The 23,768-nt window shown below is 73.1% G+C and carries 24 protein-coding genes; 12 read left to right on the top strand and 12 right to left on the bottom strand.

Features of this window, described 5'->3' with window-relative positions; all coding sequences use genetic code 11:
* Positions 1 to 7: 7 nt before the first annotated feature.
* On the bottom strand, positions 8 to 313 hold the full coding sequence (locus BMY19_RS15285; protein WP_100252183.1) for a hypothetical protein: 306 nt from the start codon (positions 311 to 313) through the stop codon (positions 8 to 10).
* Positions 314 to 484: 171 nt separating this feature from the next.
* Positions 485 to 865, bottom strand: a complete 381-nt coding sequence (locus BMY19_RS15280; RefSeq protein ID WP_020093455.1) for a DUF6481 family protein — start codon at positions 863 to 865, stop codon at positions 485 to 487.
* 767 nt (positions 866 to 1,632) lie between these two features.
* Here BMY19_RS15280 and BMY19_RS15275 point away from each other — a divergent pair.
* The 9 genes from BMY19_RS15275 to BMY19_RS15230 all read left to right on the top strand — a co-directional run bounded on the left by BMY19_RS15275 (position 1,633) and on the right by BMY19_RS15230 (position 10,846).
* On the top strand, positions 1,633 to 1,827 hold the full coding sequence (locus BMY19_RS15275) for a DUF4089 domain-containing protein (protein ID WP_020093454.1): 195 nt from the start codon (positions 1,633 to 1,635) through the stop codon (positions 1,825 to 1,827).
* A complete protein-coding gene (locus BMY19_RS15270) occupies positions 1,824 to 3,224 on the top strand; it encodes an AtzE family amidohydrolase (RefSeq protein ID WP_100252182.1) in 1,401 nt (466 codons plus the stop codon). Before BMY19_RS15275 ends, BMY19_RS15270 begins: the two co-directional genes overlap by 4 nt.
* Complete coding sequence (hpxZ, locus tag BMY19_RS15265; RefSeq protein WP_091680011.1) at positions 3,221 to 3,604, top strand: oxalurate catabolism protein HpxZ; 384 nt, start codon at positions 3,221 to 3,223, stop codon at positions 3,602 to 3,604. The genes BMY19_RS15270 and hpxZ overlap by 4 nt, the downstream gene beginning before the upstream one ends.
* A 107-nt stretch (positions 3,605 to 3,711) precedes the next feature.
* A complete protein-coding gene (locus BMY19_RS15260; RefSeq protein ID WP_091680008.1) occupies positions 3,712 to 5,334 on the top strand; it encodes an ABC transporter substrate-binding protein in 1,623 nt (540 codons plus the stop codon).
* A 159-nt stretch (positions 5,335 to 5,493) separates the two neighbouring features.
* Positions 5,494 to 6,447, top strand: coding sequence for an ABC transporter permease (locus BMY19_RS15250; protein WP_056522601.1), 954 nt, complete (start codon positions 5,494 to 5,496; stop codon positions 6,445 to 6,447).
* A 14-nt stretch (positions 6,448 to 6,461) separates the two neighbouring features.
* A complete protein-coding gene (locus BMY19_RS15245) occupies positions 6,462 to 7,397 on the top strand; it encodes an ABC transporter permease (RefSeq protein ID WP_091680005.1) in 936 nt (311 codons plus the stop codon).
* Positions 7,394 to 8,449 carry an ABC transporter ATP-binding protein gene (locus BMY19_RS15240; RefSeq protein ID WP_100252181.1) on the top strand — a complete coding sequence of 352 codons (1,056 nt, stop codon included), beginning with the start codon at positions 7,394 to 7,396 and terminating at the stop codon, positions 8,447 to 8,449. The genes BMY19_RS15245 and BMY19_RS15240 overlap by 4 nt, the downstream gene beginning before the upstream one ends.
* A gap of 8 nt (positions 8,450 to 8,457) precedes the next feature.
* Positions 8,458 to 9,483 carry an ABC transporter ATP-binding protein gene (locus BMY19_RS15235; RefSeq protein WP_091679999.1) on the top strand — a complete coding sequence of 342 codons (1,026 nt, stop codon included), beginning with the start codon at positions 8,458 to 8,460 and terminating at the stop codon, positions 9,481 to 9,483.
* Positions 9,484 to 9,571: 88 nt separating this feature from the next.
* Positions 9,572 to 10,846 carry a hypothetical protein gene (locus BMY19_RS15230; protein ID WP_100252180.1) on the top strand — a complete coding sequence of 425 codons (1,275 nt, stop codon included), beginning with the start codon at positions 9,572 to 9,574 and terminating at the stop codon, positions 10,844 to 10,846.
* On the opposite strand, the gene BMY19_RS15225 is transcribed toward BMY19_RS15230, so the two are convergent.
* On the bottom strand, positions 10,818 to 12,323 hold the full coding sequence (locus BMY19_RS15225) for a MocR-like pyridoxine biosynthesis transcription factor PdxR (protein ID WP_100252179.1): 1,506 nt from the start codon (positions 12,321 to 12,323) through the stop codon (positions 10,818 to 10,820). The genes BMY19_RS15230 and BMY19_RS15225 overlap by 29 nt on opposite strands.
* A 98-nt stretch (positions 12,324 to 12,421) precedes the next feature.
* Between BMY19_RS15225 and BMY19_RS15220 the strand changes: the two genes are divergently transcribed.
* Together BMY19_RS15220 and BMY19_RS15215 are read left to right on the top strand one after the other, a co-directional pair.
* The gene (locus BMY19_RS15220; protein WP_100252178.1) at positions 12,422 to 13,048 is read left to right on the top strand and encodes an FMN-binding negative transcriptional regulator; all 627 of its coding nucleotides are present in this window, start codon (positions 12,422 to 12,424) and stop codon (positions 13,046 to 13,048) included.
* Complete coding sequence (locus BMY19_RS15215; RefSeq protein WP_100252177.1) at positions 13,045 to 13,761, top strand: GNAT family N-acetyltransferase; 717 nt, start codon at positions 13,045 to 13,047, stop codon at positions 13,759 to 13,761. The genes BMY19_RS15220 and BMY19_RS15215 overlap by 4 nt, the downstream gene beginning before the upstream one ends.
* A gap of 6 nt (positions 13,762 to 13,767) precedes the next feature.
* On the opposite strand, the gene BMY19_RS15210 is transcribed toward BMY19_RS15215, so the two are convergent.
* Together BMY19_RS15210 and BMY19_RS15205 are read right to left on the bottom strand one after the other, a co-directional pair.
* Positions 13,768 to 15,315: a GMC family oxidoreductase gene (locus BMY19_RS15210; protein WP_100252176.1), complete on the bottom strand. Its 1,548-nt coding sequence runs from the start codon at positions 15,313 to 15,315 to the stop codon at positions 13,768 to 13,770.
* A complete protein-coding gene (locus BMY19_RS15205; RefSeq protein ID WP_100252175.1) occupies positions 15,312 to 16,739 on the bottom strand; it encodes an alpha/beta hydrolase in 1,428 nt (475 codons plus the stop codon). The genes BMY19_RS15210 and BMY19_RS15205 overlap by 4 nt, the downstream gene beginning before the upstream one ends.
* A gap of 125 nt (positions 16,740 to 16,864) precedes the next feature.
* Between BMY19_RS15205 and BMY19_RS15200 the strand changes: the two genes are divergently transcribed.
* Positions 16,865 to 17,617, top strand: coding sequence for a GNAT family N-acetyltransferase (locus BMY19_RS15200; RefSeq protein WP_100252174.1), 753 nt, complete (start codon positions 16,865 to 16,867; stop codon positions 17,615 to 17,617).
* Positions 17,618 to 17,666: 49 nt separating this feature from the next.
* Here BMY19_RS15200 and xseA read toward each other — a convergent pair whose 3' ends face one another.
* The 7 genes from xseA to BMY19_RS15165 form a co-directional block, all read right to left on the bottom strand.
* A complete protein-coding gene (gene xseA / locus BMY19_RS15195) occupies positions 17,667 to 19,367 on the bottom strand; it encodes an exodeoxyribonuclease VII large subunit (protein WP_100252173.1) in 1,701 nt (566 codons plus the stop codon).
* A gap of 111 nt (positions 19,368 to 19,478) precedes the next feature.
* Positions 19,479 to 20,951 (bottom strand): MDR family MFS transporter, encoded by a 1,473-nt coding sequence (locus tag BMY19_RS15190; RefSeq protein WP_100252172.1) that lies wholly within the window; start codon positions 20,949 to 20,951, stop codon positions 19,479 to 19,481.
* A 182-nt stretch (positions 20,952 to 21,133) separates the two neighbouring features.
* Positions 21,134 to 22,450: an MFS transporter gene (locus BMY19_RS15185; RefSeq protein WP_100252171.1), complete on the bottom strand. Its 1,317-nt coding sequence runs from the start codon at positions 22,448 to 22,450 to the stop codon at positions 21,134 to 21,136.
* Positions 22,450 to 22,656 carry a ribosome modulation factor gene (locus BMY19_RS15180; protein WP_020093436.1) on the bottom strand — a complete coding sequence of 69 codons (207 nt, stop codon included), beginning with the start codon at positions 22,654 to 22,656 and terminating at the stop codon, positions 22,450 to 22,452. The genes BMY19_RS15185 and BMY19_RS15180 overlap by 1 nt, the downstream gene beginning before the upstream one ends.
* A 67-nt stretch (positions 22,657 to 22,723) precedes the next feature.
* The gene (locus BMY19_RS15175) at positions 22,724 to 22,981 is read right to left on the bottom strand and encodes a DUF6894 family protein (protein ID WP_020093435.1); all 258 of its coding nucleotides are present in this window, start codon (positions 22,979 to 22,981) and stop codon (positions 22,724 to 22,726) included.
* 104 nt (positions 22,982 to 23,085) lie between these two features.
* A complete protein-coding gene (locus tag BMY19_RS15170; RefSeq protein WP_100252170.1) occupies positions 23,086 to 23,358 on the bottom strand; it encodes a hypothetical protein in 273 nt (90 codons plus the stop codon).
* A gap of 148 nt (positions 23,359 to 23,506) precedes the next feature.
* Positions 23,507 to 23,737 carry a hypothetical protein gene (locus BMY19_RS15165; RefSeq protein WP_100252169.1) on the bottom strand — a complete coding sequence of 77 codons (231 nt, stop codon included), beginning with the start codon at positions 23,735 to 23,737 and terminating at the stop codon, positions 23,507 to 23,509.
* Positions 23,738 to 23,768: the final 31 nt, after the last annotated feature.

The following is a 23,768-nucleotide window of genomic DNA, read 5'->3' as shown; positions in this document are numbered from 1 at the left end:
CTTCGCGTCAGGGCACGATCCAACGGCACGCCCCCCCGCCCGCGACGGTCAGGCACTCGTAGGGCGCCCCGCCGATCAGGGCCCGCTGCTCCACGGTGCCGATCGCGCTGCGCGGGATCCGCCGACAGCCGGCCTCCGTGGGGACGGGGCCACCGCTGCCCGAGGACGCGTCGATCCGCCGGGCGGCGATCAGCGTCTCGCAGGCCATCACCGAGTCCTCCCCCTGCGCGCGGGCCGTCCGGGGCGCGACGGCGGCGGACAGGGCGGCGAGGACGAGGACCGCGGGGAGAACCTGTCGGGATCGGGAAAGCATCGCGGCCTCGGCTGCCCGCGCCGGACGGGCGCGTCGCGGTTCGGCCGCCCTCAACGCGTTGCCGCGCGCGTTGGTTGCCGCGTGCGGACACGCTCCCCCGAACGCGACGACGCCCGCCTTGGGGGCGGGCGTCGTGGGCGTCCGAAGCTCGGGTGAGCCGACGGCCTGCGCTCAGCGCTTGGTCTTGACCTTCGCCTTGCGGGCCGCGTAGCGCGCGTCGCGCTGGGCCTTCTTGGCGGCCAGGTCGGCCGACTTGCGCTCCTGCGCGGCGGCCAGCTCGGCGGCCTCGCGGGCGATCTGGGCGGCGAGTTCCGCCTCCTCCCGCTGACGCTTCTCCTCGGCGGCCTTCCGCTCGGCGGCGATCCGGGCGGCCTCGCGCTCGCGGGAGCGCTCCTCGCGGGCCTTGGCAACCTCGGCGCGGGCCTTCGCCTTGGCGATCACCTCGGGGTCGTCGGACGGGGGGCGCGCCTTGAACTTGGCCAGCAGGGCGGCCTTCGCGTTCTGCGAGTTCTGGCGACGGTCGTCGAAATTCCTGTAGTCGAATGCGCTCATCTGACCTTTCTCAGTTGGGTACGTCTCGCGTGTCGCGGGGACATCCGGCGGGGCCGGGCACGTACGGAGTCTGCAGGTTCCGACGCCATCCCCGCGCCCCGGAACCGCACCGATCCACCGGCTGTACCGATGGTCCGACCCGAGCGTTCGGCCTGCGTCTGAACGCTCGGGTCGGACCATTGTTCGAAGATCGCAGAGCCCTTAATCAGAGCTTCACGCGAGATGCAATCGGCGAGACCTGCGCAGGCGGCCGGTCCAGCGACAATCCCGGCCCACTCTGTAAGAGTTTCGAGCCGCGGTGCGGAAATACCTCAGGCCGGCAGCCGGCAAGGGCTTCGGTGCTCGACAGGTGGGCGCGCATCCATCCCCTGGACTTGCCTGCCAGTCCTAGATGGGTCGCGCGCCGGGCGAAGACAAGATTCGTGTTCGCCCGGCGCCCGTCGCGCAGCTGTCCGCTGGACGGACCTATACTTCCATCACAAAGCAGACCTGCAAAATCGACAGCGTATTCGTTGCCGGACCTTCGATCCCGCGAGGGGTCGCGATTCCGCTCCGGCGCGCGGGCGTGCCCAGAAACGGCCCTCCCACCGCCGCCTAATTCTTGTGCACGCGGATCGGAGCGCATCGAATCCATCGCCAGCACGTCCCTGCCTGCCTATGATCTAGGCACGCGGGCGCGCCGGTTCGCGGCACTGCGCGCGGGCTCGCGGCACAGGGCCTGCTTGCCGCGATCGATCGCGTCCCGCGCGAACGGCCTGAGGAGTTCCATGTCCGAGACCCGCCCCCCGTACGATCCCGAGAGCTACGCCGCGGCCGCGGCGGCCCTCCTCGGCCTCACCCTCGACCCCGCGTGGATCGCCCCGGTGACCGCGAATCTGCGCGTCCTGGCCGCGGCGGCCGAGCTGGTGGAGGCTTTCCCGCTCGCCGACGAGATCGACGCGGCCCCGAGGTTCGAAGCGTGAGCGCGAGCGATCCCTCGACGGCAACGGCGATCGCGGCAGCGATCGCCGATGGCCGGACCACCGCGCGGCAGGCCGTCACGGCGGCGCTCGACCGGATCGGGCGCCTCGACGACCGGGTCGGCGCCTTCACCGACGTGCTGTCCGCCCGTGCCCTGGCCCGGGCCGACGCGCAGGACGCGGCGCGCCGCGAGGGGGCGTCGCCGGGCCCGCTGGCCGGCGTGCCGTTCGCGGTGAAGAACCTGATCGACATCGACGGCCTGCCGACCCGCGCCGGATCGAAGATCAACCGGGAGCGGCCGCCGGCGGAGCGGGACGGCGCCCTGGTCCGACGCCTGGAGGCCGCGGGGGCGATCCTCGTCGGCGCCCTCAACATGGGCGAGTACGCCTACGACTTCACCGGCGAGAACATCCACGACGGCGACGCCCACAACCCGCACGCCCTGGATCACATGACCGGCGGCTCGTCGGGCGGCTCGGGCGCGGCCATCGCCGCCAGGATGGTGCCGCTCACGCTGGGCTCGGACACGAACGGCTCGATCCGCGTCCCCGCCGCGTTCTGCGGCTGCTACGGCCTCAAGCCGACCTACGGCCGGCTGACCCGCGCGGGGAGCTTCCCCTTCGTAGGCAGCCTCGACCACCTCGGGCCGATGGCCCGGAGCGTGACCGACCTCGCGCTCGCCTACGACGCCATGCAGGGCCCCGATCCGGACGATCCGGTGGCGACGCTCCGCCCGGCGGAACCGGTCCTGCCGCGGCTCGAGGCGGGGATCGACGGCCTGCGCGTCGCGGTGGCCGGCGGCCATTTCGCCCGCAACGGCGATCCGGAAGCCTTCGCGGCGGTGGCGCGCGCCGCCGAGGCGCTCGGCGCGCGGCGCACCGTCGAGCTGCCGGAGGCCCACCGCGCTCGCGCGGCCGCCTACCTGATCACCGCCGCGGAGGGCGCCACGCTCCACCTCGACCGTCTCCGCACCCGGCCGCAGGATTTCGACCCGGCGGTGCGCGACCGGCTGATCGCCGGGGCGATGATCCCGGCGCCCCACGTGGAGCGGGCGCAGCGGTTCCGCCGCTGGTACCGGGCGCGGGTACTGGAGCTGTTCGAGACCGTCGACGTGATCCTGGCCCCGGCCACGCCCTGCCGCGCGCCGAGGGGCGGCCAGACCCACTTCGTCCTCGACGGCGTGACGCTGCCGGTGCGCGCCAATATCGGCGTGTTCACGCAGCCGGTCAGCTTCATCGGCCTCCCGGTCGTGGCGGCGCCGGTCCGGCTCGACGCCGGTCTGCCGCTCGGCGTCCAGATCATCGCCGCGCCCTGGCGCGAGGATCTCGTCCTGCGCGCGGCGCGCTATCTCGAACGGACCGGCGTCAGCACGGCGCCCATCGCGGAGCTTGCCCGATGATCATCGACGATCCCGCCGTGAAGGCCGAGGTCGAGGCCGCGTTCCGGGCCTACGAGACGGCGCTCACCACCAACGACGTCCCGACCCTGGAGGCGCTGTTCCGGGACGATCCGCTGACCATCCGCTACGGGATCGGCGAGAACCTCTACGGCATGGACGCGATCCGCGCCTTCCGCCGGGCCCGCTCCCCGGTGGGCCTGGAGCGGACCCTGGCGCGGACGCAGATCACCACCTACGGGCGCGACTTCGCCACCGCGATGACGCTGTTCACGCGCGCCAGCGCACCGGGGAAGATCGGTCGCCAGAGCCAGACCTGGGCGCGCTTCCCGGAGGGCTGGCGGGTGGTCGCAGCCCACGTGAGCCTGATCGATGCGGACTAGCCGCGGAGCGGCCCGCGCCCCGGCGGGGGCGTGTGGCCGCGGGCTTGCATACGGTCGAGCGTATTCCGCGCCGTCTGGCGCGGACCAACGCGAGTACCCGACCCAAGATGCTGTCCCGTCTGAGAAAACTCGGCGCCCGTGCGGCGCTGGCCGGTGCCCTGGCGCTCTCCGCGAGCACCGCTGCCCTCGCGCAGGGGACGCTGCGGATCGGCATGACCGCCTCCGACATCCCGCTGACCACCGGCCAGACCGACAACGGCGGCGAGGGCATGCGGTTCATGGGCTACACGGTCTATGACGGCCTCATCAACTGGGACCTGTCGAGCGCCGAGCTGGCCTCCGACCTCGTGCCGGGGCTCGCCACCAGCTGGGGCGTCGACGCCACCGACAAGACCAAGTGGACCTTCAAGCTCCGGCCGGGCGTGAAATTCCACGACGGCTCGGACTTCACCGCCGACGCGGTGGTCTGGAACCTCGACAAGCTCCTGAAGGCCGACGCGCCGCAATACGACCCGCGCCAGTCCGCGCAGGGCAAGACCCGCATCCCGGCGGTCGCGAGCTACCGGGTGGTCGACCCGCTGACCGTCGAGATCACCACCAAGGCCCCCGACGCGACGCTGCCCTACCAGATCGCCTGGATCATGATGTCGTCGCCGGCCCAGTGGGAGAAGCTCGGCAAGTCCTGGGACGCCTTCGCCAAGCAGCCCTCGGGCACCGGCCCGTGGAAGCTGACCCTGTTCGCCCCGCGCGAGCGGGCCGAGATGGTCCCGTTCAAAGAGTACTGGGACAAGGACCGCGTGCCGAAGCTCGACAAGCTCGTGCTGATCCCGCTGCCGGAGGCCAACGCCCGGACCGCCGCCCTCCGCTCCGGACAGGTGGACTGGATCGAGGCGCCCGCGCCGGATTCCGTGGCCTCGCTGAAGAGCGCCGGCTTCACCATCGTCACCAACGCCTACCCGCATAACTGGACGTGGCACCTGTCGCGGGTCGAGGGCTCGCCCTGGAACGACATCCGCGTCCGCAAGGCCGCGAACCTCGCCATCGACCGCGAGGGCCTGAAGGAGCTGCTCGGCGGCCTCGCGATCCCCGCCAAGGGCTTCATGCCGCCCGGCCACCAGTGGTTCGGCCACCCGACCTTCGACATCAAGTACGACCCGGAGGCCGCCAAGAAGCTGCTGGCCGAGGCGGGCTACAGCGCGGCCAAGCCCCTGAAGCTCAAGGTCGCGATCTCGGCCTCGGGCTCGGGCCAGATGCAGCCGCTGCCGATGAACGAGTTCGTCCAGCAGAACCTCGCCGACGTGGGCATCCAGGTCGATTACGAGGTCGTGGAGTGGAACACGCTGATCAACATCTGGCGGGCCGGGGCCAAGGCCGACATCTCCCGCGGCGTCTCGGCGATCAACTACTCGTACTTCATCCAGGACCCCTTCACCGGCTTCATCCGCCACCTGCAGTGCAACTTCGCCCCGCCGAACGGCACGAACTGGGGCTATTACTGCGATCCGGCGATGGACAAGCTGTTCGATCAGGTCCGCAACACCTTCGACAAGGCCGAGCAGACGAAAGTCCTGGAGAAGGTCCACGAGAAGTACGTCGACGACGCGCTGTTCATCATGATCACGCACGACGTCAATCCGCGCGCGATGAGCCCCAAGGTGAAGGGCTTCGTCCAGGCGCAGAACTGGTTCCAGGACTTCTCGAAGATTACGATGGCGACCGCGGGGCGGTAGCGTAACGGGGCGCCTCTCTCCTCCCCCTTGTGGGGAGGAGCCGGAGGTGGGGGTGGTGCAGGATAGGGCGTTGCGGTGCCTCCTGAACCACCCCCACCCCTGACCCCTCCCCACAAGGGGAGGGGAATAGTCTCGGCTGAGTAGACAACAGGCCCTTGAATGCTGCTCTACATCCTCAAACGTCTGGTCTACGTGACGCCCGTGGCGTTCGGGGTCAGCGTCGTCTGCTTCCTCCTCGTCCACCTCGCGCCGGGCGATCCCCTGAGCGCGGTCCTGCCCGCCGACGCCACCCAGGCCACCATCGACGAGATGCGGGCCGCCTACGGCTTCGATAAGCCGCTGCCGGTCCAGTACCTGATCTGGCTGTGGCACGTGCTGCACGGCGATCTCGGAACCTCGATCGCCACCGGCCGGCCGGTGCTCGGCGAGGTCAGCCGCGCCGTGGTGAACTCGCTGATCCTGGCCTCGGTGGCGACCGTGATCGGCTTCACCTTCGGCACCCTGTTCGGCTTCGTGGCGGGCTATCACCGCAACTCCCTGGCCGACCGGGCCGCCTCGGCCGTGTCGGTCTTCGGCGTGAGCGTGCCGCACTACTGGCTCGGCATGGTCCTGGTGATCGTGTTCTCGGCCAATCTCGGCTGGCTGCCGCCCACCGGGGCCGGGCCCGACGGCTCCGGCAACTGGCGGCCCGACTTCGAGCACCTGCGCTACCTGATCCTGCCGGCCATCACGATGTCGGTGATCCCGATGGGCATCATCGCCCGCACGGTCCGGGCGCTGGTGGCCGACATCCTGTCCCAGGACTTCGTCGAGGCCCTGCGCGCCAAGGGCATGGACGAGCGCGGCGTGTTCCGCCACGTCGTGCGCAACGCCGCCCCGACCGCGCTCGCCATCATGGGCCTGCAGCTCGGCTACCTGCTCGGCGGCTCGATCCTGGTCGAGACCGTGTTCGCGTGGCCGGGCACCGGCTTCCTTCTCAACGCCGCGATCTTCCAGCGCGACCTGCCCCTGCTCCAGGGCTCGATCCTCGTGCTGGCGATGTTCTTCGTGCTCCTCAACCTGCTGGTGGACGTGATGCAGACCGCCCTCGACCCGCGCATCGAGCGCGCTTGAGCCGGAGCCCGACGATGACCGTTCCCGTCACCGCGGCCTCCGTGGCCCTCGACGGCGGCGTCCTCGCCGCCGAGGACGTGACCCACGGGCCCGAGGCCGCCTTCGCCCCGTCGCGGGGCTTCTGGGGCCATGTCGGCCACCGGCTCGTGCGCGACCCCGTCGCCATGGGCGCGGGCGCCGTGATCCTGATCGTCGTGCTGATCGCGATCCTCTCGCCCTGGATCACCCCGATGGACCCCTACAAGGGCTCCATGCTGCGCCGCCTCAGGCACGTCGGCGACGCCACCTACTGGCTCGGATCCGACGAGCTCGGCCGCGACATGATCAGCCGGCTGATGCTGGGCTCGCGGCTGTCGCTGTTCATCGGCGTCACGCCGGTGCTGATCGCCTTCGTGATCGGCTCCGCGATCGGGATCCTCGCCGGCTACGTCGGCGGCTGGACCAACACGATCCTGATGCGCACCATCGACGTCTTCTTCGCCTTCCCGTCGGTGCTGCTGGCGATCGCGCTGTCCGGGGCACTCGGCGCCGGCATCTTCAACTCGATCGTGTCGCTGACCTGCGTGTTCGTGCCCCAGATCGCCCGCGTCGCCGAGAGCGTCACCACGGGCATCCGCAAGCGCGACTACATCGACGCCGCCAAGCTGTCAGGCGCCTCGGCCCTGACGATCATGCGCGTGCAGGTGCTCGGCAACGTCGTCGGGCCGATCTTCGTCTACGCGACCAGCCTGATCTCGGTCTCGATGATCCTAGCCTCCGGCCTGTCGTTCCTCGGCCTCGGCGTGCGCCCGCCCGAGCCCGAATGGGGCCTGATGCTCAACACCCTGCGCACGGCGATCTACGTGAACCCGGTCGTGGCCGCCCTCCCGGGCGTCTGCATCTTCGTCGTCTCGATCGCCTTCAACCTGTTCTCGGACGGCCTCCGGTCCGCCATGGAGATTCGCCAGTGAGCGTCATCCCGGACGCCCCCGACCCGTTCGCCCGCGACCGCGGCGGACCCGCCCAGCCGCTCCTGTCGGTCTCGGGCCTCGTCAAGCACTTCCCGGTCCGCAAGGCCGGGGGCAAGAAGCAGGTCGTCCGCGCGGTCGACGGCGTCGATTTCGACGTCCTGAAGGGCGAGACGCTCGGCATCGTCGGTGAGTCCGGCTGCGGGAAGTCGACGACCGCCAAGCTGCTCATGGGCCTGATCGAGCGCGATGCCGGCACGATGCTGTACGACGGCCAGCCGGTCGGCGAGCGCGCCATGCCCTGGCGGTCCTACCGCCGCCAGGCCCAGATGGTGTTCCAGGACAGCTACGCGTCCCTCAACCCGCGCATGACCGTCGAGCAGTCGATCGCCTTCGGCCCGAAGGTCAACGGCGTGCCCGCCCGCGAGGCGGTGGAGCGCGCCCGCGGGCTGCTCGCCCGGGTCGGGCTGGAGCCGAAGCGCTTCGCCGGCCGCTACCCGCACGAGATCTCCGGCGGCCAGCGCCAGCGGGTGAACATCGCCCGCTCGCTCGCCCTGGAGCCGCGGCTGGTGCTCCTCGACGAGGCGGTCTCGGCGCTCGACAAGTCGGTCGAGGCGCAGGTCCTGAACCTTCTCCTCGACCTCAAGGCCGAGTTCGGCCTGACCTACATCTTCATCAGCCACGACCTGAACGTCGTGCGCTTCATCTCCGACCGGGTGATGGTGATGTATCTCGGCCGGGTCTCCGAGATCGGCCCGTCCGACACGGTGCTCGACGCGCCGGCGCACCCCTACACCGAGGCGCTGCTCGCCTCGATGCCGTCGCTCGATCCCGACAACCGCACTCAGGCGGCGCTGCTCGCGGGCGACCCGCCGAACCCGATCGACCCGCCGTCGGGCTGTCGCTTCCACCCGCGCTGCGCCCTGGCGGAGGACGTCTGCGGCCGGACGGAGCCGCCCCTCGACACGATCCGGCCGCTGCACCGCGTCGCCTGCCTCGCCCGCCAGCCGGGTTCCGGCCACTCCGCGGCGCTTGCGGGCGCGCTGGCAGCATGAGCACCCCGATGTCCGGTTCAGAACCCGCGGTCGCCCTGGAGAACCTGCGCGTCGCCTTCGGCAAGGTGCAGGTCGTCGACGGCGTCGACCTGAGCCTGGAGCGCGGGCAGGCGCTGGCGCTCATCGGCGAATCCGGCTCCGGCAAGAGCGTGACCCTGCGGGCGATCCTGCGGCTGTTCCCGGAGGGGCGCAGCCGGATCGAGGGCGGCATCCGGGCCGCCGGCAAGGACGTGCAGGCGCTGACCCGGCGCCAGCTCGCCGATTTCCGCGGCGGCGACGTCTCGATGATCTTCCAGGAGCCGCTGCTCGCCTTCGACCCGGTCTACACGGTCGGCCGGCAGATCACCGAGGCGATCCTGCGCCACGAGACGATCTCCAAGGACGCGGCGCGGAAGCGGGCGCTCGCCCTGTTCGAGCGGGTGCGGATCCCGAGCCCGGAGCGGCGGCTCGACAACTACCCGCACGAGATGTCGGGGGGCATGCGCCAGCGGGCCATGATCGCGCTGGCGCTGGCCTGCCGGCCGCAAGTCCTGCTCGCCGACGAGCCGACCACGGCGCTCGACGCCACGGTGCAGATCCAGGTCCTGCTGCTGCTCCGCGAGCTGCAGCGCGACCTCGGCCTGTCGATCGTGATCGTCACCCACGATCTCGGCGCGGCGGTCGAGGTCGCCGACCGGATCGCCGTGATGTACGCGGGCAAGATCGTCGAGACCGGCACGGCGCATCAGGTGGTCCTGAACCCGCACCACCCCTACACGATCGGCCTGCTGCGCAGCCGCGCGGAGGGGGCGCTCGCCAAGGGCTCCCGGCTCCAGACCATTCCGGGCAGCCCGCCCGACCTCGCCAACCGCCCGCCGGGCTGCCCGTTCGCGCCGCGCTGCTTCCTGGCCGAGGAAAGCTGCCGCCGGGAGATGCCGCCGGTCGTCGAGATCGCCCCCGGCCACCGCGTCGCCTGCTGGCGGACCGAGGAGGCCTCGGCGGCCTACCGGGCCGGCCCGACCCCGGTGCGCGCCGCCGAGCCGGTCCCGGCCTGACCTCGACGCACCCGCGCCGAGGCTTTATCCGGCTCGGCGCGGTCCCGCGGCGGCGGACCGCGTCCGAACCGGCCGCGCGGGCGTCACGATGAGCCAAGTCCTATCCGGGCCAGTCCTATCCGGGCCAGTCCCGTCCGAGATCCTGCTCGTCCCGCGGGGCGAGGCCGGGCACTTCCTGCCGGCGGCCCTCGGCTGGCTGGGCAAGCGGGTCACCGTCACCGCCCAACCCGGCCCGGCGAACCACGTCCTCTGCCTGCCGGTCCTCGATTTCGTGCGCCTGGGCTTCCCGGAGGCGAACGGGCGCCTCGACCTCCTCGAACCGGGGGACGCCGAGAACCTCCGCGCCGGGCGCGCCGCGCTGCTCCTCGACCTCTCGAACGAGGGGCCGGGCCTGCACGCGCCGACCTTCGAAGCGCTGCACCGGAACCTCGAAGACCGCGGGATCCCGCGCGAGCGGGTGATCCTGGTCACGCAGAACCGGCTGCTGCGGCTCGACTACGAGCGCCTCTACGGCGAGGGCCTGCGGTTCTGGACCTTCGAGTTCTTCCCGCTCCAGGTCGCCCTCTGGCTGGACGACGCCGAGGGTCCGCGGCTCTTCCCACAGCACCCCCTCGACCGCACCGGCTACGCGCCCTTCGCCCGCGCCGCCGGCCCGGCCCGGTTCCTCTGCCAGAACGCGGCCCTGCGCTGGCACCGGGTGCTGCTCTACCGCTGGTTCCAGCTCAGCGGGCTGGACCGCGACGGGCTGATCTCCTTCCACGGCATCGGCGAGGACAACCCGAAGGCGGGCGGCATCAACGTCTTCCACGCGCCGCCGGAGATCGAGGCGGCCTTCGGGCCGCTGCTCGCCGATGTCGGCAGCTGGATCCCGCGCCGGGCGCGGCGGATCGATGCCGATCAGGGCACCGACATGGTCATGACCCTCGACACCCAGGCCTACGCGGCGTGCGACCTGACCGTCATCTCGGAGACCGACTTCTTCGAGCCGGGCGTCGAGCGGATCACCGAGAAGGCGATCAAGGCAGCGGCGACGGGCCTGCCCTTCGTGACGGTGGGCGCGCCGCGCGCCGTCGCGCGGCTGTCCGAGCTGGGCTTCGAGACCTTCGGCGGCCTGATTGACCACCACTACGACCTCGTGTCCGACCCGGCCGAGCGGCTGCCGCTCGTGTTCCGGTCGATCGAGCGCGCCTGGGCCGCGTGCCGGGACGACCGGGCGCGCTGGCACCGCCTCGCCCGCGAGCAGGCCGAGGCCAACGTGGCCCACGCGCGGCGTGGATTGCTGCCGCAGTACGAGCGGGTGATGGTCGCGCCGCTGATCGAGCGGCTGAACCGGTTCATGGAGACGGGCGCGATCCTCCACTGACCGCCGCCCGCAGGACTTCCGCCATGCGCCGCACCGCCGGCTCGATCGCCCGCTCGGGCACGGCGGCGTAGCCGAGGAGCAGGCCCGGCTCCGCCGGGCCGGCGTGGTAGGCCGAGAGCGCGACCGCCGAGATCCCCGCGCGGCCGAGCGCCGCCGCGGCGGCCACGTCGGTGAGGGCCGGGCGCCAAGCCGGCCCCGGCCGGGCGATAACGTGCATCCCACCCTCCATCGCGGCGATCGCCGCGACGTCCCCGGCGTGGCGGCGCGCGGCCTCGATCAGCGCCTCCTGGCGCAGGGCGTAGAGGCGGCGGGTCCGGCGCAGATGGCCGGCGAGGTGGCCGTCCTCGATGAAGCGCGCCAGCGCCCACTGGCCGATCCCGGACGGGGCGGGGCCCGTCTCGGCCAGCGCCTGATTGACCGGCGCGACGAGGCCGCGGGGCAGCACGAGGTAGCTCAGGCCGAGGGCGGGCAGCAGCAGCTTCGAGAAGCTGCCGACGTAGATCACCCGGCCGCCGCGATCGAGGGCGCGCAACGGCGCGAGCGGGCGTCCGGCGTAGCGGTAGGCGCCGTCGTAATCGTCCTCCACGATCCAGCCCGAGACCGCCTCGGCCCAGGCCAGCAGGTCGAGGCGGTTCTCCAGGCTCATGGCGTGCCCGAGGGGGTAATGGTGGGCCGGCGTCACCACCGCGAGCCGCGCGCCGGGCGCCCCCGCGGCGGCCAGGGCCACCGACAGGCCCCCGGGTCCGACCGGGACGGGGATGGGGTTCAGGCCGGCGCCGGCGAGGGCCTGCGCGATGCCCGGGAAGCCGGGCTCCTCCACCAGGGCGGTCTCGCCGGGATCGAGGAGCAGCTCGGCGAGCAGGCGCAGGCTCTGTCGGATACCCGCGGTGACGATGACGTCGTCGGCCTCGCAGGCGACGCCGCGCGCCTGCGCCAGGTAGGCGGCGATGGCGCCGCGCAGGGCCGGCGAGCCGCGCGGGTCCGGCCGCTCGGTCGGGCCGTGGCGCCACTCGGCCTGGAGCAGGCGACCCCAGACCTCGAAGGGGAAAGCGTCCTGCGCCGGCCGGCCCAGCGCGAAGGCGTCGGGCACGCCCGGACCCGCCATGTAGCGCCGACTCGAAGCGGACACGAGGCGGGTGCCCCGACGGGACAGGGTCGGGGCCGGCTCGTCACCCGGGCGGCGGAGGGGGCCGGGCGCGGGCAGCGCGTCGTCCGGCAGGGTCGCGGCGACGCGCGTCGCGGAGCCCGGCCGCGCCGTCAGGTAGCCCTCCGCGGTCAGCTGCTCCAGCGCCAGGACGACGGTCCCGCGCGCGCAGCCGAGGTCGGCGGCCAGGACCCGCGAGGCCGGGAGCCGGGCCCCGCGCGGCAGCCGGCGCTCGAGGATCGCCGCGCGCAGGCCCTCCCGGAGCTGCGCGTGCAGCGGCGCCGCGGCCGCGGTGTCGAGGGTGAGCGTCAGGGGCAGGGGAGCCCGGGCCATGCGGCAAACTGGTCCAGTCGCGGTGCGAGAATTGGACCTTTCGCCTGGACCGCCGAACGGTCAAGCCCGGATCCGCAAGATCGCCGCAGGACAGGCCCATGTACCAGCCGCCCCATTTCCGGGACGATTCACGCGCCGCGCAGCACGCGCTGATCCGCGCCAACCCCCTCGGCCTGCTGGTGACCGCCGGCGCGGGTGGCCTGACCGCCAATCCGATCCCGTTCCTCCTGGACGACGACGGTCCCCACGGGGTGCTGCGGGCGCATCTCGCCCGCGCCAACCCGCAGGGTCAGGATCTCTCCGCGGCAGAGGAGTGCCTGATCGTGTTCCAGGGGCCGCAGGGCTACGTCACGCCGAGCTGGTACGCGAGCAAGCGCGAGCACGGCCGGGTGGTCCCGACCTGGAACTACGCCACCGTCCATGCCTGGGGCCGGCCGCGGATGATCGAGGATACGGACTGGCTCGGGCGCCAGATCGCCGACCTCACCGCCCTGCGCGAGGCGTCCCGGGCCGAGCCGTGGGCGGTCGCGGACGCGCCGGCGCCGTTCGTCGCCGCGCAGGTTCGGGGCATCATCGGCATCGAGATTCCGATCATGCGGATCGAGGGGAAGTGGAAGATGAGCCAGAACAGGCCGGAGGCCGACCGGCACGGGGTCATCGCGGGGCTGCGCGCCGAGGGCGAGGCGGGTCTCGCCGGCCTGGTCGCCGAGCGGAGCGGGCTGTGAGCGCGCGCCTCAACGGCTTCGGCCAGCCCGTCGGCCCGGCGCTGCCGGACTGGAGCCCGCGCCCGCGGCCGCCGCGCACGCCCCTGGAGGGCCGCTTCTGCCGGCTCGTACCGCTCGACGCCGCGGCGCACGCGGACGCACTCTACGCCACCTACAGGGCCGCCCCCGACACGCGCGGCTGGACCTATCTCGGCGACGAGATGCCGGAGAGCGCGGAGGCCTACCGGGCGCGCCTCGCGCGGCAGCAGACGAGCGAGGACCCGCTGTTCCACGCGATCCTGGATCCCGAGAGCGGCGACGCCCTCGGGATCGCCTCGTATCTCCGGATCGATCCCGCCAACGGCGTGATCGAGGTCGGCCACCTCCACTTCGGCCCCCGGCTGCAGCGGGCGCCCGCCGCCACGGAGGCCATGGCGCTGATGATGGCCCGGGCCTTCGACGAGCTCGGCTACCGGCGCTACGAGTGGAAATGCGACAGCCTCAACGCCCCGTCCCGGGCGGCGGCGCTGCGGCTCGGCTTCACCTTCGAGGGCATCTTCCGCAACGCCGTGGTGGTGAAGGGCCGCTCCCGCGACACGGCGTGGTTCTCCATCACCGATACCGAGTGGCCGCGAGCCCGCGCCGGCTTCGCGGCGTGGCTGGACCCGTCGAACTTCGACGGGGCGGGTCGCCAGCGGCGCGGGCTCGCGGACCTGCGCGCCGCCGCGGGCTGAGCCGGCTCAGGAGCCGCCGGTCAGGAACGCCTCCGCGCTGCGCAGGCTGAGCGCCATGATGGTCAGGGCCGGGTTCGCCGCGAGCGAGCTCGGGAAGGTCGAGCCGTCGCAGATCCACAGGTTGTCGATGTCGAAGCTGCGGCCGTGCGGGTCGACGACGGCGCTCGTCCCGTCGCGGCCCATCCGGCAGGTCCCGAGCGTGTGGGCGACGCGCTCCAGCACCCAGACGTCGTCGGCCCCCGCCTCCTCCCAGAGATCGCGCATGACCTTGGTGGCGTGCGCGTTGAGGCGGTTCTCGTTGGTGCTGTAGCCGAAGCTGATATGGGCCTTGCGCATCCCGTGCGCGTCGGTCTCGTCGGCAAGGGTCAGCACGTTGGCGTCGCAGGGCAGCGTCTCGCCGTTGATGCCGATGCCGGCGAAGTGGTTGTAGCGGTCGAGGTAGTCGAGCAGCGGCTGCCCCCACAGGCCGCGCCCCCGCGCCGCCGAGTTGCCGAAGGTCAACGGCACCACGCCGAGGCTCTGGATCAGGTAGCCGCCGGCGAAGTCGGCACCGGCGCGGATGAAGTCCTCGGTGATCAGCGAGGACGGATAGCCCCGGTTCATGCGCACCTCGTGGTCGAAGGTGCCCCAGACCTGGGTCGCCACGTGGCCCATGTAGTTGCGCCCGATCTGGCCGCTGGAATTGGCCAGGCCGAGATGGAGCAGCAGGCGCGGCGTCTCGACCGCCCCGGCGCAGAGGAAGACGGCGCCGCAGCGCTGCCGCCGCTCCGCGCCGTCCTGCCGGTAGACCACGCCGGTAATCCGGCCGTCGGCGCCCCGCTCCAGGCCATGGACGAAGGCCTCGGCCCGGATCTCGGCGCCGTGGGCGACCGCGTAGGGCAGGTAGGTCACGTCCATGCTGGCCTTGGCGCCCGTGCGGCAGCCCTGGTGGCAGTAGCCGCAATTGATGCAGGCGTTGCGGCGGGGCCCGTCCTCGGACTGGAAGTCCCGCGAGACCACGGCGGCGGGCGCGTCCGCCCACCGGATGCCGCGGGCCTCGCAGGCCCGCGCCATGATCTGCGCCGGCCCGTTGCGCGGGACCGGGGGCAGGGGATAGCGGCGGCCGGCGTCCCACGGGTAGCTCTGCGCGCCCGAGACGCCGAGGAACCGCTCGACCTGCTCATAGAACGGGAGCAGGTCCTCGTAGGTCAGCGGCCAGTCGACCCCTTCGCCGCTCTCCGTGTGCAGTCGGAGGTCGCGGGCGTCGGCCCTCGGCACGAAGGCGCCCCAGTGCAGTGTCGAGCCGCCGACGCCGGTGCCGCTGTTGTTCGCCCCGAAGGCCTCCGGGGTCGAGCCGCCGCTCAGCCGCTCCTCGGTCCAGTAGATCTCGTCGGCCAGCGTCTCGTCGAAGGCGAAGCGCTCCGGGGTGAAGTTCGGTCCGGCCTCCAGGGCCACGACCTTCAGCCCCGCCGCGGCGAGGCGCGCGAGGAGCGGCGCGCCGCCGGCACCGGTCCCCACCACGACCGCGTCGACGGCCTCGTCCGCGCGGTAGGTCCGCATCCCCGCGAGGTTCATCGTCCCGCCTCCGTCCGCAGCGCCCGCGGCTCCCAGGGTTCCGGCGCGTCGAGTCCGACGGCGTGGAAGCCCGGCAGGCCGTCCGCGATCTCGCCCGGCCGGTCGCCGCCGGCACCGATGCCCGAGAAGCCGATCCGCGCCAGGGCCGCCGGGTGGCCGAGCCAGAGGCGGACCGCGTCGGCGCGGAGATCCTCGAACCAGAACCGCATCCGGTCGGCGTCGAGGCGGCCGCCGAGGCTCTCCGGAACCTTCAGCGCGGCGCGCGCGCACAGGGTGAGCAGCCCGTCCTGCTCGGCCGCGTCGAGGGTCACGAACGGGCGGTTGCGGGCTATGCGGGCGGCGGCGTCGAGCGTCCGAAGGGCGGCGCGGTAGGCCTCCGCGTCCGGCGGCAGGGTCGAGAAGCGCCAGCCGTCCCCGTCGCCGGAGGAAAGCCGCCGGTCGAGGCGGCCGGCCAGATCGAGGTGCGGCACCGGCACGACGCGGGCGAGGGCGGCCCGCAGGATCGCGAGTTCCACCGGGTCGAGGGCCGCCGGCCGATAGGCGGGATCGCCCGGCGCGGCGCGTTCCGCGAGCGCCTCACGGAGGCGGCTGTTCACGCGCTCGGAGGCGATCAGCGCCGCGTAGTCCGGCGGCACCGCCGGGCCGGCCTCGATGGGCGGCCGGGGCCGGTCACCGAGATGGGCGCGCAGGTGGTCGGCCAGGGCCGCGGGCCGCTCCAGCGGCAGGAGGTGGCCGACGCCGTCCACGGTGACGAGACGATGGTGCGCGAGGTGGGGCGCCGTGAGGGCCCGCTGCGCGTCAGGCCCGAGATCGGCATCCTCGGACCCCGCGAGGATCAGCGCCGGGGTGCGCAGGACGCCGACCCGGCGGCAGCAATCCTCGTTGGCGCCCTCCTCGAGCCAGGCTTTCCAGGCGGCCGGCTCGGCCCGCAGGACGTCGGCCACCGCCCGCGCCTCGCTCTCGGGATCCAGGCCGTCGCCCACGTTGGCGCGCACGAAGGCCTCGGCCTCGCGGCGCCGGGTCTCGGGATCCGCGTCGATCCAAGCGAGCATGTCGGCGCGCCGGTCCTCCGGGATCGGCTCCGGGCTCGGCGGCGAACCGGAGACCAGGACGAGGTCGGTGAGCCCCGCCAGCCCCGCCTCGCCATCCTCGGCCCGGCGCGCGAGCGCCAGCGCCACCTTGGCCCCCATGCTGTGGCCGGCAATCGCGTAGCGCGCCGGAGCCCGCGCGCGGATGGCCTCGGCCACGTGATCGGCCATGGCGGCGACGGAGTAGCCCGGCGTGCCGGCGGCATCGCCGAAGCCCGGCAAGTCTACGGGCACGCAAGTCAACGGCGTCCCGTCGAGGGCGCGCGCGAGACGCTCCCAGCTTCGGGCACTTCCGCCCAGAAAGTGCAGGCAGAACAGGACTTCGGGCTCGGACATCGGCGAGACATCGCGCGGCGCCGGAATGCTTCAAGCGTACGCGACGCCGCATGGCCGAAGTCTTGTCTCGGACTCATTGGCCGAGTCGTGGCCGCGTGCGATCAGGAGCATCGGAGGAGGCGGCGATGGCGGATCTCGAACAGGCCTGGCGCGTGGAGGAGGCCTGCCTCAACGCTTGGCCGAGCCCGCGCGAGCTCCTGGTCAACGGCTACCTGCTGCGCGCCGCCGGCGGCCGCTCGAAGCGGCAGAATTCCGTGAACCCCATGCGCGGGAGCGGCGCGCCCGGACCGGCCATCGCGGCGGCGCGCGCGATCTACGGCCGCCTGGGGCAGCGCCCGATCTTCCGCGTGCCGGCCATCGCCCCGCAGATGGAGCCGCTCCTCGCCGGCAGCGATTACGATGTGGTCGACGAGACCTGCACGCTGATCCGCGGTCTCGACGACCTGCCGATTGCGCCCGATCCGGCCGTGGCGGTCGCCGCGGCGCCCGGGCCGGACTGGCTGGCCCTGCGCGACGCGGTGAACCGCGCGGATGAAGCGGCCGCGCGGGTGTTCCGCGACACCGTCGCGGCCCTGGCCCTGCCGCGGGCCTTCGCGGCGGCCGCGGCCGAGGGGTGCATCGGCGCCATCGCCTTCGGGGTGCTCGACCGGGAGCTGATGGTCATCGAGGCGGTGGCGACGCCCGAACTCCTGCGCGGCCGCGGCCATGCCCGGCGCGCGGTCGGCGCGCTGCTGCGCTGGGGCCGCGGGGAGGGCGCCCGGGCCGCCTGCCTGCAGGTCGTGGCCGCGAACACGCCGGCGCGGGCGCTCTACAGCGCCCTCGGATTCGAGCGCGAACTGTACCGCTATCACTACCGGGTCGGACCGGAGCCCGGTTGAGACGCGGGGGGTCGCGGGCCGGCCCTTACATCCGGCCGCGGCGACCGTTTCAGGCGTCGAACAGCGAGCCCTGCCGCGTCGGGGCGGAGCTCGCGCCGGTCCGCTTGCCGGCCGTCGCCGGCGCGGCCGCGCCGCCGCGCCGAGCGGGCTTCGCGGCCGGGGATGGAGCGGCCGACAGGGACGGATCGGCCGTCCCGTCGGGCACGGCCGTCACGGTCCCGTCGGCGAATTGCAGGCTGAGGCGCTGGGCGGCCGCCGCCTCCGCGGCGCGGCGGACGGGCAGCCCCGCGGCGTCGCGCACCAGCACGTAGCCCCGGTCGAGCACCGCGCGGTAGCTGAGCGAGCCGAGCAGGCCCGCCAGACCGTCGAGCCGGTCGCGACGACGCTCGATGCCGCGCGCGCCCGCCTGGGTGAGGCGCTCCGACAGGGCGAGGAGCCGGTCGGTGCGGCGCGCCTGCAGCGCCCGGGCCCGTTCCAGGCTGGCCTCGCGCGCGACGACGAGGCGGCGCCCGAGCTGGACCAGGGCCTCGCCCTTGCGCTGGACGTCGTTGCGCAGGGCGTGGAGCGGCCGGTGGTCGATCCGCGCCAGCCGGGCGCGGGCGTTGGCGAGGGCCACGTCGGGCGAGCGGCGGGCCATCCGGTCGAGGAGCAGCTGGAGCCGCGCGCGGTGGCGGCTCGCGCCCGCCGCCAGCGCCGGGGCGAGGCGCGCCTCGGCGAGGTCGAGCCGCTGGCGCTTGGCCGCCAGCAGGGCGTCGGCGCTCGGAAGGGCGCGTCCGAGGGCGCGCAGGTCCGACCGGTCGCGGTCGACCCGGCGCCCGACCGCCCCCCGGCCGCGGGCCGACAGGTCCGCCACCGTGGCGATCAGGTCGGCGCGGACCGGCACCGCCATCTCGGCGGCGCCCGTCGGGGTCGGCGCGCGGCGGTCCGAGACGTAGTCGATCAGCGTGGTGTCGGTCTCGTGCCCCACCGCCGAGATCAGCGGGATCGCGCTCGCGAAGGCGGCGCGGACGACGCATTCCTCGTTGAAGGCCCAGAGATCCTCGATCGAGCCGCCGCCGCGGGCCACGATGAGCACGTCCGGGCGCGGGATCGGCCCCCCGGCCGCGAGGGCGTTGAAGCCGCGGATCGCGGCCGCGACCTCCTCGGCCGCGCCGTCGCCCTGGACCCGCACCGGCCAGACGAGGACCGGACGGGGAAAGCGGTCCTCTAGCCGGTGGAGGATGTCGCGGATCACCGCGCCGGTCGGCGAGGTGACGACGCCGACGACCCGCGGCAGGTAGGGGATAGGCCGCTTGTGGTCCGGCGCGAAGAGGCCCTCGGCCGCGAGCTGCTTCTTGCGCTCCTCCAAGAGCGCCATCCAGGCGCCGAGCCCCGCGGGCTCCAGGCTCTCGATGACGATCTGGTACGAGGACTTGCCCGCGAAGGTCGTGATGCGGCCGGTGGCGACGACCTCCAACCCCTCCTGCGGCCGCTGGCGCAGGCGTCCGAACACGCCCTTCCAGACCACCGCGTCGATCCGCGCCTGCCCGTCCTTCAGGGAGAAGTAGGCGTGGCCCGAGCCGTGCTGGCCGCGATACCCGGAGATCTCCCCGCGCAGCCGGACGTGCCCGAAGGCGTCCTCGAGGGTGCGCTTCAGGGCGCCCGCGAGCTCGCCGACCGACCATTCCGGCTGGTTGGCGTTGAGCACGCTGGTCGGAGGGATGTCCGCCGCTTGCTGGGCTGCGGGGCGCGGGGGCGGCACGAGGGGCATGAGCCGACGCTAGGGGCCTCCGGCGGGACAGTCAAAGGCCCGCTGTGGAGACGGGATCGCTCGGCCGGCGCCGCGCCTGCGGCGCCTCTCCCTCGGCGAATGCCGCTCCCTTCACTCGACGGCGAGCTCGCGCGGCCGGTCGGAGATCGCCACCGGCGGGACCAGCAGCGACAGGAGCAGGGTCAGCCCCGCCACGGCGAACACCGTCCAGAACGTGCCGTGCAGGGCGTGCTCCAGGCCGGCCCGGATCGCCTCGCCGCCGGCCCCGAGGCTTGCCGGATCGTCGAGCAGGCGCCGCAGCTGATCGGAGTTCACCGCCGGGCCGCTCGACGGGTTCGCGAGCCGGTAATTCAGCACCGCGCCGAGGACGGTCGCGCCGAGCGTCGAGCCGAGGTTGCGCGAGAAGATGTTGGAGGCCGTCGCCGCCCCGCGCTGCGCCCAGGCGACGCTGTCCTGGATGATCACGATGGCGGCCGTGGACAGGAAGCCCATGCCGAGGCCCATCACGACCGAGCCGCAGGCCGCCACCGCCGGGGAGGTGTCGGGCCCGAGGGCCACGAAGGCGACCGCGCCGAGGGGCAGAAGCGTCGCGCCGACCAGCAGGATCGGGCGCAGGCCGAACCGCACGAAGCTGCGCGCCGCCGTCGTGGCGCCGATCGGCCAGCCGAGCACCATCAGGGTCAGGGTCAGGCCGGCGATCAGGGGCGACTGCCGCATGACGCCCTGCACGTACATCGGCAGGAACGCCGTGAGACCGATCACCGTCATGCCGGAGAGCAGCGTCGCGGTGTTGGCGGTCGCGATGGGGCGCTGCAACCATAGGCGGATGTCGAGCATCGGGTCCGGCGCGCGCCGCTCCTGGACGACGAACAGTGTCGCGGCCACCACGAAGGCCAGCGCCGGCCACAGGGCCGCTTCGGCCGACTCGCCCGCCTCGGTCAGTGCGATCATCAGCGCAGCGATGGCGGCGGTGAACAGGGCCGCACCGATCGCGTCGATCTGGCGCGGGCGGCGCTCGACGCCCTCGTGGAGGAAGCACAGGAACAGGCCGGCCGCGATCACGCCGATCGGCAGGTTGATCCAGAAGATCCAGGGCCAGCTCAGGTGGCCGATGATCAGGCCGCCGACCAGCGGGCCGGCGACCGACGAGATCCCCCAGACACTCGCGAGGTAGCCCTGGACCTTGCCGCGTTCCCGCACCGCGTAAAGGTCGCCGATGACGGTCAGGCTCACCGGCTGGATCGCCCCTGCGCCGACGCCCTGGATGAGGCGGAACAGGATCAGCGAGGGCATCGACCACGCGAGCCCGCACAGGAGGGAGCCCGCCAGGAACACCGCGATGCCGAACAGCAGGACTGGCCGGCGTCCGTAGAGGTCCGAGAGCTTGCCGAACACCACCGTGGTGGCCGTCTGCGTCAGTAGGAAGGACGCGAATACCCAGGCGTAGAGGTGAAGGTCGCCGAGATGACCGGCGATCTGCGGCATCGCCGTCGAGACGATCGTCGCCTCGATGGCGATCATGAACATCGACGCCATCACCGCGGCGAGGACCAGCGGGCGGCGCGTCTCGAAGGACTTGGGCATCGGGCCGATCTAGGCCCGCCGCGCCTGCACACCTAGCGTTGGCTCGGGCAACCGGCCTCTTCGCGGCGAGATCCGTGCGCGGGCGCACATGCGCTCGGCGTCGGCCCCGCGATGGGCGCATGGATGACGCGCCCCGATGCAGCACGTGCATACATAATGCGAAATGCCCAGGCGCGACCGACTCAGGCCTCCGCGTCGGCGTCGAGGTCCCTCCCGCGGGTCTCGGGCAGCAGGAACGCGGCGATCGTCCCGACGAGGCTGAACGCGGCGAGGTAGTAGGCCGGCGCGAGCCGGTCGCCGGTCGCGGCGATCAGCCAGTTCACCACGTAGTTCGTGCTGCCGCCGAACACCGAGACGGAGACCGCGTAGACGATCGACAACCCGGCGCTGCGCACCGCCCGCGGCAGGGCCTCGGGAATGCCGACGATCACGGCCGCCGCGTTGATGGACGACAGCGCCGAGAGCAGGAAGGTGACCGCGTAGACGCTGGCAGCGCTCGGCGCCCGCACCACCCAGGCGAAGGCCGGGACCGCCAGGATGAGGATCAGCGCCCGCGGCCAGATCATCACCGGTCGCCGCCCGTACCGGTCGGCCAGCCAGCCGCCGAGCAGCGGGAAGATCACCGAGGCGAGCCCGAGGGCGATCGGCACCGCCGTCGCGGCGGTCTCGCTCAGGCCGAGGGTCGCGCCCGCGAAGACCGGCATGTTGGTGCCGACCGCGTTCGACACGGTCGAGGCCGCGATGACCAGGAAGGTCAGGCCCAGCAGGCGGCCGTGCTCGCGCAGGAGCCGGCCGACCACCGCCATCGTCGAGGCCGCCGCGTGCGGATCCTCCTCGGCGCCGGCGGTCTCGGGCAGGTGGCTGCGGATGACGAGGCCGACCGGTACGACGCACAGGCCGAGGGCGAACATCAGCCGCCAGCCCCACTGCGCCATCGCTTGGTCGCCGACCGCGAGCGCCAGGGCGGTCGCGATGATCCCGGCGAACAGGGCCGCGCAGCCCTGGCTGGCGATCTGCCAGCTCGTCACGAAGCCGCGCCGGTCCGGGGGCGCGGCCTCCAGCAGGAAGGCGGTCGAGGGACCGACCTCGCCGCCGAGGGCGAGGCCCTGCACGAGGCGTCCGGCGATGACGATGACCTGCGCCCAGCCGCCGATCGTCGCGTAGGAGGGGCAGGCGGCCAGCATGAGCATGCCGACGGCCATCAGCGCGATGGTGATCAGCATCGCGGGCTTGCGGCCGGCCCGGTCCGCGAAGGCGCCGATCAGCACACCGCCGATGGGCCGCATGACGTAGCCGATGCCGAACAGGGCGAGCGATGCCAGCAGGCTGTGGGTCGGGTCGTTCGCCGGGAAGAAGGCCTCGCCGATCGGCTTGGCGAAGAAGGCGTAGACGGTGAAGTCGTAGAATTCGAGGGCGTTGCCCAGGACGACGGCCCCGACCGACTTGCGGTCGAGAGTCGAATGATGCGCGCCGGGATGCGGTGCGGTCCGGGCGTCCATCAGCGGGCCGACCCGTCGACCGGGTGCTTGGCGAGACCGCCGGTCACGGGCGTCTCGCCCTCCGCCAGGGCCGCGTCGTAACCGGCCAGCCAGAGCGCGCGCGCTTCCGTCCCCTCCGCGTAGGGGCAGGCTTCCCGGGCGAGCCCTTTGGCGGGCGCGGCCCGGCCGAGGGCGCGGGCATCGAGGTCGTTCGGTGGCGTATCCATACGGGCGCAGCTCCGTTCCGGTGGGCTGCGGCGCGATGTAGGGCGCGGAGCGCGCGCGTCGCCGATCTCAGTGACGCGTCGGGTCCGCGTCGGCGGGCAGCGCCACGGCCTCGCTGAACGGGAATTCCAGCACGACCTCGCCGTCGTCGTCCGTGACCACGAGGCACGCCGTCATCAGCCGGGCCTGATCCTGCGGCTGGCGCAGGGCGGCGCGGATCGTCTCCCGCGCCGCCTCCCAGGCCGCGTCCGGATCCCGCAGCTCGATCCCGGTCGGGTCGGAGATGACGTCCTCGCCGATCTGCGTGTGGAAGAAGTAGCGCGGCATGGTCTTCACCGATTGCAGGAGTGCCGCCCCGGGCGGAGCGACCCACGACAGGTGGTGATAGCCGCGCGTCGGACCAGATGCGGCGCGCGCCCCTGCCTCGGCCCTCAGCCGTGCGCGGCGCGCGCGGCCGGCGCGGCCGGCGCGGCCGGGACCGGGCGCAGCGCCCGCACCTGGCCGCTGGAACCGCCCGCGCGGTGCTGCTTCTCCATCGCCATGAGCGGCCGCAGCTCGGGCTCGGCGAAATCGAGGAGCTTGGCGTTGCGCCAGCGCGGCTTGCCGGAGCCGCGGCCGAACCAGCGGGGGCGCTCCTCCTCGACCAGGAGCACCAGCCGCCCCGTCCAGGTCTTCCGGAACCAGAAACGCCCTGTCAGAGACATCGTCCCATCCTCGCCGTCGAGCCGCCCCCGGTCTGGCCGCCTCAATAGCGAACTTGGCTGTTCGCGTACTGATTGAGGACGCGGGCGAACAGGCGCACCACCGATATCCACAGCGTCACGCCGGGGCTGCGGGGGGCTCGGGGCGCGATCAGTGCGCGATATGCCGGACCGACAGCGCCAGCACGACGAGCCAGACGAGCCCCGAGAGACCGAACACGAAGCCGCGGAGGATCGCCGCTTCCAGCGCCGCGTGTGCGGAGCGCGGCTCCGAAGCCCGCTCCCTCCGCGAAGGCTCGGGACGCGCCCGGACCTGGCGCTGCTCGGGCACGGTCAGCAGGCGCGTCAGGCTGTCGGGGAGCGGTCTCGGATCGGGCTGCACGGCAGCCGCGAGCCTAGCGCGTCACGCGCCC

It is taken from the genome of Methylobacterium sp. UNC300MFChir4.1, from assembly GCF_900110155.1.
In the GTDB taxonomy this organism is placed as follows: Bacteria; Pseudomonadota; Alphaproteobacteria; order Rhizobiales; family Beijerinckiaceae; genus Methylobacterium.
This window is presented reverse-complemented; position numbering and strand designations above follow the sequence as displayed.